8 protein-coding genes and 1 pseudogene are annotated in these 9,392 nt (G+C 68.4%); 3 read left to right on the forward strand and 6 right to left on the reverse strand.

The window, feature by feature from the left end; genetic code table 11:
• Positions 1-387: pseudogene (locus HR086_RS40845) on the forward strand (MFS transporter); the annotation flags it as partial.
• Positions 388-468: 81 nt separating this feature from the next.
• On the opposite strand, the gene HR086_RS40850 reads toward HR086_RS40845, so the two are convergent.
• From HR086_RS40850 to HR086_RS40860, 3 genes are all read right to left on the reverse strand, one after another.
• Positions 469-828, reverse strand: coding sequence for a DUF3703 domain-containing protein (locus HR086_RS40850; RefSeq protein WP_174457607.1), 360 nt, complete (start codon positions 826-828; stop codon positions 469-471).
• A gap of 16 nt (positions 829-844) precedes the next feature.
• Positions 845-1,759, reverse strand: a complete 915-nt coding sequence (locus HR086_RS40855; RefSeq protein ID WP_174468319.1) for a cation diffusion facilitator family transporter — start codon at positions 1,757-1,759, stop codon at positions 845-847.
• Between the two features lie 392 nt (positions 1,760-2,151).
• On the reverse strand, positions 2,152-2,724 hold the full coding sequence (locus HR086_RS40860; protein WP_174468320.1) for a hypothetical protein: 573 nt from the start codon (positions 2,722-2,724) through the stop codon (positions 2,152-2,154).
• A 95-nt stretch (positions 2,725-2,819) separates the two neighbouring features.
• Here HR086_RS40860 and HR086_RS40865 point away from each other — a divergent pair, with 95 nt between their 5' ends.
• Entirely contained in the window at positions 2,820-4,691 is a 1,872-nt protein-coding gene (locus HR086_RS40865; protein ID WP_174468321.1) for a BamA/TamA family outer membrane protein, read from the forward strand.
• A gap of 340 nt (positions 4,692-5,031) precedes the next feature.
• Here the strand turns inward: HR086_RS40865 and HR086_RS40870 are convergent, their stop codons facing one another.
• Positions 5,032-5,808 carry a UPF0489 family protein gene (locus HR086_RS40870; RefSeq protein ID WP_141648867.1) on the reverse strand — a complete coding sequence of 259 codons (777 nt, stop codon included), beginning with the start codon at positions 5,806-5,808 and terminating at the stop codon, positions 5,032-5,034.
• 117 nt (positions 5,809-5,925) lie between these two features.
• On the opposite strand from HR086_RS40870, the gene HR086_RS40875 reads away from it, so the two are divergent.
• Positions 5,926-8,133, forward strand: a complete 2,208-nt coding sequence (locus tag HR086_RS40875; RefSeq protein ID WP_174468322.1) for a S9 family peptidase — start codon at positions 5,926-5,928, stop codon at positions 8,131-8,133.
• A 142-nt stretch (positions 8,134-8,275) separates the two neighbouring features.
• Here HR086_RS40875 and HR086_RS40880 read toward each other — a convergent pair whose 3' ends face one another.
• Both HR086_RS40880 and sucB read right to left on the reverse strand, forming a co-directional pair.
• A complete protein-coding gene (locus HR086_RS40880; protein ID WP_015352191.1) occupies positions 8,276-8,479 on the reverse strand; it encodes a cold-shock protein in 204 nt (67 codons plus the stop codon).
• A gap of 189 nt (positions 8,480-8,668) precedes the next feature.
• Positions 8,669-9,392 (reverse strand): dihydrolipoyllysine-residue succinyltransferase (gene sucB / locus HR086_RS40885; protein ID WP_174468323.1); only part of this gene is annotated, 724 nt, incomplete at its 5' end.

The raw sequence follows: 9,392 nt of genomic DNA on the forward strand, positions 1-9,392 counted from the left end.
GGGCGACTGGCCGACCGGGGCTGGGGAAACTGGACCACCAGCGTCGGACTCGTCGTCTTGCTGGTCTCGTGGTGGCCCGTCTCGCTGGCGCCGAAGTCACTGTGGGCGCTGGGCGTGGGCATCGTCGCCCTGGACCTCGCCATCCAGGCCTTGCACGTCACCAACCAGAGCGAGCTGTACGCCGTGCGTCCGGAGGCGCGCAGTCGGCTGGTGGCCGGCTACATGGTCTTCTATTCCATCGGCAGTGGCGCCGGGTCCATCACCTCGACCCTGGTGTTCGCGCACGCGGGCTGGAGCGGCGTGTGCGTCCAGGGCGCGGCCATCGCCGCCGTGGCCCTGCTGTTCTGGGGGCTCACACGCTTCAGGGCGAAGGAGCCTGCTCGCTGAACCGGTGCCCCGCGCCTGGGGCGTCCCGCGTCTGTCTCATCGAGGTGGAGGCCGATGGTTCGTTCGCGGGGCACGTTCACCTCACGGGGCGGGAGGAGCTTCGTGACGCAGCATGTCCTGGAGGTCCTCCGGAACGGGCAGGGGCGTGAAGATGCCCACGTTCGCGCCCCCGGTGTTTCCCCGCGGCGCGCGTCCGAGCCAGGACCCGGGCGCAGCCAGCAACAAGCGGGGGAGTTGTCCGAACAGCTCCCGGACGTCACCGTGCCGCCAGGCCCAGACGAACATGGCGCCATGCACCTGGAGGTGGGGCCATGCATGGGCCTGGCTCAGGACATGGGCACGTTCCAGGAAGTGCCACGCCGCCTGGAAGTCGCCCCGGGTCTGGGACTCGGAGGCGCTTTGGAGTTCGTGGTCGAAATGGGCTCGGAGGGTGGGGTGCATGGGGAGCTGGCGTCGTTCACAGGCAGGGGGAGACAGCGTCGTTGGATGCGAGCGGGCGACAATTCCGGGCCGTGTCCGATTCGAGCTGCAGGGTGACGTGCTCGATGCCGAACCGGTCATGGAGCAGGCGCTTGAGGTGGCTCAGGCGCGAGTCGTCCAGCGGTTGCTCGCTCACGACGAGATGCGCCGTGAGTGCCGCTTCGGTGGTGCTCATGGCCCAGACGTGGAGGTCATGCACCTCGGCGACGCCGGGTGACTGGGTCAGCTGAAGCCGCACGGAAGGCATGTCGATGTTCGCGGGAACGGCATGCAGGGCCAGGTTGACGGAGTCCCGGAGCAGCCCCCAGGTCCCCACGAGGATGAGGAGCGCGATGCCGAGCGTCACCCCGGAGTCCAACCACATCCAGCCGGTGAAGGAGATGAGGGCGCCGGCCAGGACGACGCCGAGCGACACGCCCGCGTCGGCGGCCATGTGCAGGAAGGCGCCTCGGATGTTGAGGTCGCTCTGGCGCCCCTTCCAGAACAGCAGCGCGGTGGCGGTGTTGATGAGCGTACCCACTCCCGCCACGAGCATGATGGTACCCGTGGCGATGGGAGCGGGTTGCCCCAATCGTTGCACCGCCTCCCAGCCGATGACGCCCACCGCGACAAGCAGGAGCAGCGCATTGAGGAGCGCGGCCAGGATGGACGCGCCGCGCAGTCCGTAGGTGTAACGCTCCGTGGGCTTGCGACGGGCCAGCACACTGGCGCCCCAGGCGAGCACCAGCCCGAGCACATCACTCAGGTTGTGTCCCGCATCGGCGAGCAGCGCGAGTGAGCCCGAGATGAAGCCGAAGGTGGCCTCGACGGCGACGAAGGCCAGGTTGAGGCCGATGCCCAGCGCGAAGGCCCGGCCAGGTGTCGAAGGAGTGTGTTGGTGGGAGCCGGACATGGGTGACGACGCCTCCAAGGCTGAGTGCTCGTGGCGGGCCCGCCCTTCGTGATGAGAGGGGCTGTCCGCCTTCACCCAGGAAGACGCCCGCTCCTGGTCGGGATTACACCCGGGTTTTTCGGTGGGGACCTTTCGCCGCGGAAGAGGCGACGCCGCACTCCAGGGACTGCCACTCCGAGCGGCCCGACGAGCGACCGAGGGCCGAGCCGGCCCGTGGCTCGGGTTCCTCGTGGACAGGACGCACGAGAGGTTCACTGAGGCGCCATGACGGAGCCGCGGGCCGTGTCTCGGGTTCCTCGTGGACAGGACGCACGAGAGGTTCACTGAGGCGCCATGACGGAGCCGCGGGCCGTCGAGGAGCCTCATAGGAGGGCGCGCGGCCCGGGACAGCGTCAGGTACGGGGGATGTTGTCCTGGAGGTGTTCGAGCGCCGCGTGCCAGCGTGTGAGCTGCTCCGGGGACACGTCGAGTCGCGCGAGCCACGCCTGGAAATAGCGCTCCAGCTCGGCGGACCTGGGATGGCTGCCTCGGTGATGGCGGATGAAGTCCTTGTAGTTCTGGACCTTGTCGGCGCGGAGCATGTCGTTGACCTCGGGCTCGGCGCTGAGCGCGATGTCGTCGGGCCCCTTCAGGTCCGGTCGATGGGACAGTGCGGCATTGGCGGTCTCCCGATAGTCCAGCGCGAGCGCGAGGACACGCGGCTCATCGCTCACACCGTCGACGGGAGGCCCGGAGAGGTCCGCCCCGGTGGCGAGCGCGTGGGCCCAGGCGGCGGCTCGTACGTCATCCTCCTGAACCAGCGGGTGCAGGCAGTACGCGTGTTGGGCGTGTTCGCTCGCGCCCAGGGCTCGGAGGACCCACAGGCCCTCGTCGATGTGGTGCAGGTATGGGATGCCGGAGCGTCGAGCGCGGCGCTGTCCGTAGAACGTCTGAATCGCGCGGTACTCGCGGGCATCCGCGTCCATCGGGCGAGGATGACAGTCGGCGCTCCACGCCGCAATCCGGAGGACCGTGCGATGAAGATGCTCACGCGGAAGGCCGCGCATGCCAGGATGGCGGCGTGGCGCTCCCGCTGCTCGTGCTCATCGTCGTTCCTCTCACCCTGTCCTCGTTCCAGGCGGAGCCCGTTCCCGAGACGCCGGCTCCCGCCGTCGCGTCTCCTGCTCCATCGCCAGGCGAGGCCCGTGCGACGGAAGAAGGGGAGAAGGCTCCGGCGGGGACCTCCGTGGAGCCCGCGCCAGCGCGTCCCCAGGGCCTCTCCCAGGAGAACTACGAGGAAGCCCTCATCGTCGAGGCGCTGACGCGTCACGGCCGTCAACTGGAGCCGTCACCCGAGGGCATGCCGCTGGCCGAGGTGCTCGTCGACACCGAGGAAGTGGTCGCGGAGAGCGACCCGTATCCGAACTTCCTCAACATCTTCCACATCCGCACCCGCGAGGAGGTCGTCCGACGCGAGGTGTTGCTCCCACCGGGGCAGCCGTATTCCACGCGGCTCGCGGACGAGACGGCGCGCAACCTGCGGGGGCTGCGGTTGTTCTCCGTGGTGCGAGTCGTCCCGGTGAAAGGGAAGGTGCCCGGGACGGTGGCGCTGCTCGTCGTCACCAAGGACATCTGGTCGCTGCGCCTCAACAGTGACTTTTCCGCGGTGGGCTCTCTGCTGCAGTACCTGCGGCTCCAGGGCACGGAGCAGAACTTCCTGGGCCGAGGCAAGAAGCTGGCGCTGGACTTCACCCTCCGCCTGGACACGCTGAGCTTCGGACAGAGCTACACCGACCCGCGCGTGCTGGGCAGCCGCTGGTCCTTGAGTGAGTCCGCCGCGCTCATCATCGGACGCGAGAGCGGCAAGGCCGAGGGCTCGCGGGGAAGTCTCTCCGTCAGCCGTCCGCTCTATTCGTTGTCCACGCCGTGGAGCGTGAGCACGTCCGTCGCGTGGAACGTGGAGACCAATCGCATCTACCGGGGCGCGGAGATATGGCAGCTCCCGTATCCCGACGGCCCGACGGTGCCCTACGTGTACCGGACGGAGGAGGTCGCTGGCGCGGCCTCGTACACGCGCTCGTATGGCCTGCGCTACAAGTGGAACGTGAGTGGCTCGCTGGGCGCGTACCACTACTCCTACGACCCGCCTTCCTCGTCGATGCTGACGGAGGGTCAGTCCGACTGGTTCCGCCGCAACTACCTGCCGCGCGCGGAGGACGCGGGCTACGCCTCGTTGTCCCTGCGTGCCTTCGAGGCGCGGTACGAGGTGCTGCGCGACGTGGACTCGTACGTGCTCTCGGAGGACTACCAGATGGGGCACTGGGTCTCCGCGACGGTGCGCTATGCGCCTCCTGTCTTCGGGGACGACAACCACTTCACGGAGGCGGGGCTCGCGGCGCGCTACCGCCTTCGCTGGGGCGAGGCGCTCACCACCGTGTCCGCGTCAGGCGCCATCCGTCGGCAGCTCGGTGAGGGCGCGACGTGGAACAACCGCCACTGGGCCGCGGAGCTGGCGCAGGTGTCGCCCAAGATTCTGGGCGGGCGCTTTGTCGCGCGCGGCCTGCTGGATGTGAACATCGATGACCTGTTCGACCGAATCACGCTGCTGGGCGGTGGCAACGGGCTTCGCGGCGCACCGGCGGATGAGTACTCCGGCAAGCGGATGCTGCTGGTGAACGTGGAGTACCGCACCGCGCCCGTCGTCGTCAAAACGGTGCATGTCGGCGGGGTGCTCTTCCTGGACTCGGGCAGCGCGTTCAACGACAGGCCAGAGATGGTGACGTCGGTGGGCGTGGGCCTGCGCGTGCTGTTCCCCCAGTTCAACGTCGTGCCGTTCCGCCTCGACTTCGGCTACGTGCTCAATGGAGACCGTCCTCCCGTGGGCAGCCGCTTCTCGCTCGCGGGCGGTCAGGTCACGGACCTGCGGCCGAGCTTCCTCGACTCGCCGCTGTAGCGCGTCCAGCGGTGCTGCTCCCGCTCACAGCGGCTCGCTCAGCTTGTCGTGGTAGCGCTGAGTCGCAGCGAGCGGGTGCCGGCTCGCTCACGGCGGCTCGTTCCGCTTGTCGTTGTCGCGCTGAGTCGCCACGAACGGGTGCCGGCTCGCTCACAGCGGCTCGCTCAGCTTGTCGTTGTAGCGCTGAGTCGCCACGAACGGGTGCCGGCTCGCTCACAGCGGCTCGCTCAGCTTGTCGTTGTAGCGCTGAGTCGCCACGAACGGGTGCCGGCTCGCTCACAGTGGCTCGTTCAGCTCGCCACGTTCGCGCGGAGTCACTCCGAACCGGCGCCGCCGTGCCTCACGGCGGCTCGACGCGCAGCAGCTCGCGGAACAGAACCTCCGCCGCATCGCGGAACAACTCACCGGAGGCGAGCAATCCACCGCAGTGATGCGGCTCGCGCGCCAGCGTCATCGCCACCGTGCGCTTCAGCACCGCGTCCCAGAAATCCTCGGAGCCCTCGGGCAGGAGGAACTCGCGGATGATGGCGCGAGGCCACGGAATCACCGTCGTCGGGTCCGCGTCGCTCAGCGACGTGAAGCAGTCCAGGTCGATGTCGAGCAACACCTGGTCCGCGCGCTCCAGGACATCTCGCACCGCGTCACCGGGCGCGGGGTGATTCCACGCCTCGGACGCGCGGTCCACGGTGGGCACCACCACCAGTCGGTGCGAGCGACCCTTCGTGTCCACGTAGGTCTCGCCCGCGAAGGAGCCCCGGGGCCGAGTCCTGGCCACCAGCAAGGCATCCCCCACCAGCCCCGCCTCCATGGCCGCGAGGATGTGGTCGTAGTTGCGCACGTCCAGCGACCACCGGGCGTGCTCGTCCAGCGCGCGCAGTCCCGCCGAGCGGTCGGGCACCTTCCCGGGCTCTCGCGGCACCACCACGTCCAGGTGCCTGTCGAGCGTCACCAGGAGGGCAGGGGAGCCCGACTCCCCGAGCGCGCACGCCCACGAAGGGAGCGCCAGCCGATGGGGGTCGAAGACATAGGCGTCCGAGGGCCCTCGCCCGCCTCCCAGCCCCAGTCGGATGATGCCCGCCAGCCTCAGGTGCCGCGGGGCGTCGTCTTCGGTCTGCATCCCTCGGGAATCCTCACGTCCGTTGTGGGTTTGCTCAGCTTGCGCGGCGGCCGAGTGTAGGCTCCCCCGCACCTTTCCGTGAAAGGAGCCCCGCCACCGGCGGGATTTCGACGACCCATGCGCCAGGTACTTACCGCCGCGCTCCTCTTCGTGAGCACGTCCGCACTCGCCCAGGAGATGAAGCCCCTACCCATGTCCCAGACGGAGCGGAAGCAAGACACCTTCCTGCGACAGCTCACGGAGACCCGCAACTTCTCGAGCGGTCGCCCGGTGAGCATCAAAATCACCCCCGACGAGAAGCAGGTCCTCTTCCTTCGCACCCAGCCCACCGCCAACGTGCAGACGCTCTACGCGTTCGACGTGGCGTCCGGGCAGACGAAGGAGGTCCTCACTCCCGAGGCGATTCTCAAGGGCTCCGACGAGACGCTCACCCCCGAGGAGAAGGCCCGCCGCGAGCGCATGCGCGTCAGCGCCCGAGGCTTCACCTCGTACCAGGTTTCGGATGACGGCACGCGCCTGCTCGTCCCCTTGTCCGGCCGCCTCTACGTGGTGGAGCGCGCCAGCGGCAAGGTGACGGAGCTCAAGACGGGCCCCGGCGTGCTGGACCCGCGCTTCTCCCTGGACGGCAAGCAGGTGGCCTATGTCCGGGACAATGACGTCTACCGAATCGACGTCGCCGCGAACAAGGAACAGCGGGTCACCAAGGGCGGCTCCGACGCGAAGTCGCACGGCGTGGCCGAGTTCGTCGCCCAGGAGGAGATGAGCCGCTTCTCCGGTTACTGGTGGAGCCCGGACGCGAAGTCGGTGGCCTACACCGAGTCCGATACCGCCGAGGTGGAGAAGCTCACCATCGTCGATGTGATGCACCCCGAGCGCGGCGGCGAAATCTTCGCGTACCCGCGCCCCGGCAAGCCCAACGCCAAGGTGCGCCTGGGTGTCACCCCCGTCACCGGCGGCAAGACGACCTGGGTCCAGTGGGATGCGGCGAAGTACCCGTACCTGGCCACCGTGACGTGGGCGAAGGGCGCCCCGCTCACCATCCTCGTGCAGAACCGGGTGCAGACCGAGCAGCAGCTGCTCGCGGTGGACCCCGCCACGGGCAAGACGCGCGAGCTGCTGGTGGAGAAGGATTCCGCCTGGCTCAACCTGGAGCAGGACTTCCCGCTGTGGCTCGAGGATGGCAGTGGCTTCCTCTGGTACACCGAGCGCAACGGCGGCCCCGAGGTGGAGCAGCGCAAGGCGGACGGCTCGCTGGAGCGCAGCGTGGTGAAGCCGGACGCGGGCTTCCGCGGCATGACGCGCTTCGTCCAGAAGGACCGCACCCTGTACTTCAACGGCGGCCCCAACCCCACGCAGAGCGCGCTGTGGCGCGTGAAGGCGGGCGGCGCGCCGGAGCGCGTGACGGGCAACAAGGACGGCGTCGAAGGCGGCTCCGCCTCACGCGACGGCAACGTGCTCGTCGTCAACGGCTCCAGCCTGAAGAGCATGAGCCGCACCCAGGTGCTGCGCGCGGATGGGACGAAGCTGGGCGAGCTGCCCGAAGTCGCGCAGGAGCCGCCCTTCATCCCCAACACCGAGGTGCGGCAGGTGGGCCCCAAGGGCTTCTGGGCCTCCATCACCCGCCCGCGTGACTTCAAGCCGGGCAAGAAGCTGCCCGTCATCGTGGAGGTCTACGGCGGCCCCACCACCACCGTCGTCCACCACAGCATGGCGGCACACCTGATGCCGCAGTGGATGGCGGACCACGGCTTCATCGTCGTGAAGTTCGACGGGCGCGGCACCCCGCTGCGCGGCGCCGCGTGGGAGCGCGAGGTGAAGTACGACTTCGCCACCATCACGATTGAAGACCAGGCCGCCGCCATCCAGGAGCTGGCGAAGGTGCTGCCGGAAATCGACATCAACCGCGTGGGCATCGAGGGCTGGAGCTTCGGCGGCTACATGGCCGCGCTCGCCGCCCTCAAGCGCCCGGACGTCTTCAAGGCCGCGGTGGCCGGCGCCCCGGTGGTGGACTGGCTCGACTACGACACCCACTACACCGAGCGCTACCTGGGCCTGCCCCAGGAGCACCCGGAGGCGTACGAGAAGAGCTCGCTGCTCACCTACGCGAAGACGGACAAGCCCATTGGCAAGCTGCTGCTCATCCACGGCACCGCGGATGACAACGTGTACTTCTTCCACACGCTCAAGCTCAGCGATGCGCTCTTCCGCGCCGGCAAGCCCCATGAACTCCTGCCGCTCAGCGGCCTGACGCACATGGTGCCGGACCCGCTGGTGAAGGAGCGCCAGTGGGAGCGCGTCATGGAGCACTTCAAGAAGAACCTGTGATGTGATTCCGGGCTCCGGGCGTTCGCGCCCGGGGCCTGTCCCCGTACCCCGCAAAAGCAAGAGGCCCGGTTCCCTCAACTCCAGGGGCGGGCCTCCGTTCATCGGCCCTCCGCGCGGAAGGGCCAGGACCTACGACGACGTTTCAGCCCGCGCGAACGTTCTGCGCCTGCAGACCCTTGGGGCCGCGCGTCACCTCGAACTCCACCTTCTGACCCTCGGCGAGGGTGCGGAAGCCATCCATGTTGATGGCGGTGTGGTGGCAGAAAACGTCCTCACCTCCGCCGTCCTGGGTGATGAAGCCGAAGCCCTTCGCGTCGTTGAACCACTTCACGGTACCGGTTGCCATTGCACTTCCTTCAGTCTCGCGGGGCGACGTGTGAGAGCCGCCCGTTCTTCCCGCCCCCCGACGACCGGGAGACAATGTCCAGTTGTAGTGAAACGCCTGCCTGGAAGTCCAGCCAGCGGCCTGGAATGCCCGAGTTGCACTGAGCTCGGGCCTCCCTGGTAAGTCGCGGCGCGGCGCGTCACCTACAACTCAGACGTCGAGGAGAAGGCGCTCCGGGTCCTCGATGCACTCCTTCACGCGCACGAGGAACTGGACGGCCTCGCGGCCATCGATGAGCCGGTGGTCGTAGGTGAGTGCGACATACATGATGGGGCGGATGACAATCTGCCCGTCGCGGACGACGGCGCGGTCCACGATGTTGTGCATGCCCAGGATGCCCGTCTGCGGCGGGTTGATGATGGGCGTGGACAGCATGGAACCGAAGATGCCGCCGTTGGTGATGGTGAAGGTGCCGCCCTGGAGGTCGGCCAGGCCCAGCTTGTCGTTGCGAGCCCGGGTGCCCAGGTCCGCGACGCCCTTCTCCAGCTCCGCCAGGGACAGCTTGTCCGCGTTGCGCAGGACGGGGACGACGAGGCCGCGGCTGCCGCTCACCGCCACGCCGATGTCGTAGTAGTGCTTGAAGATGACGTCTTCGCCGTCAATCTCCGCGTTGACCTGGGGAAAGGCCTTGAGGGCTTCAATCGACGCGCGGACGAAGAAGCTCATGAAGCCCAGCTTCACGCCGTGCTTCGCCTGGAACTTCTCGTTGTACTTCTTGCGCAGCGCCATCACCTCGCCCATGTCCACCTCGTTGAAGGTGGTGAGCAGGGCGGCGTTGGACTGGGCCTGGATGAGGCGCTCCGCCACGCGCTTGCGCAGGGGCGTCATGCGGACGCGCTCCTCGCGGGCGGCGTTGGGGCGGGGGCCCGAGGGC

Origin of the sequence: Myxococcus sp. CA039A (genome assembly GCF_013336645.1) — a bacterium.
Classification (GTDB): domain Bacteria; phylum Myxococcota; class Myxococcia; order Myxococcales; family Myxococcaceae; genus Myxococcus; species Myxococcus llanfairpwllgwyngyllgogerychwyrndrobwllllantysiliogogogochensis.

Excerpts from the sequence above, each read along its gene's own strand:
- HR086_RS40855 (WP_174468319.1), bottom strand. The coding sequence starts at position 1,759 with ATGTCCGGCTCCCACCAACACACTCCTTCGACACCTGGCCGGGCCTTC.
- HR086_RS40870 (WP_141648867.1), bottom strand. The coding sequence starts at position 5,808 with ATGCAGACCGAAGACGACGCCCCGCGGCACCTGAGGCTGGCGGGCATC.
- HR086_RS40850 (WP_174457607.1), bottom strand. The coding sequence starts at position 828 with ATGCACCCCACCCTCCGAGCCCATTTCGACCACGAACTCCAAAGCGCC.
- HR086_RS40860 (WP_174468320.1), bottom strand. The coding sequence starts at position 2,724 with ATGGACGCGGATGCCCGCGAGTACCGCGCGATTCAGACGTTCTACGGA.
- HR086_RS40875 (WP_174468322.1), top strand. The coding sequence starts at position 5,926 with ATGCGCCAGGTACTTACCGCCGCGCTCCTCTTCGTGAGCACGTCCGCA.
- HR086_RS40880 (WP_015352191.1), bottom strand. The coding sequence starts at position 8,479 with ATGGCAACCGGTACCGTGAAGTGGTTCAACGACGCGAAGGGCTTCGGC.